Below are 290 nucleotides of genomic sequence, written 5' to 3' on the forward strand. Positions count from 1 at the left end.
GTTCCAAAATAATTTTGGAGATAGGATTCCCGTTCTTTTAGAACCACATCTTTCACAGGTTCTTTTTTCTTTGTTTCACGTGGAACATTGTTGTTTAACTGCTGAATCAGCTGCTCAAGCTGGCGGACGTTCAGCTGTTCTTCAACCACTTTCTTCACAAGCGGTTCAAGCTTGTTTTTATTTTTCAAGCCAAGCAAGGTTCTGCCGTGTCCCATGGATAACGTACCTTCTGCAATGAGGTTCTGGATGCTTTCCGGCAGCGTCAGCAGTCTTAAATGGTTGGCAATATG

1 protein-coding gene is annotated in these 290 nt (G+C 43.1%); it reads right to left on the bottom strand.

Annotated features, from left to right (window positions below; genetic code table 11):
* Window positions 1–290, bottom strand: a 290-nt coding sequence (locus SB660_RS19895; RefSeq protein ID WP_410584001.1) for a ParB/RepB/Spo0J family partition protein, incomplete at both ends; no start/stop codon positions are given.

This window comes from Bacillus sp. SIMBA_005, from assembly GCF_046535585.1.
GTDB lineage: Bacteria > Bacillota > Bacilli > Bacillales > Bacillaceae > Bacillus > Bacillus pumilus.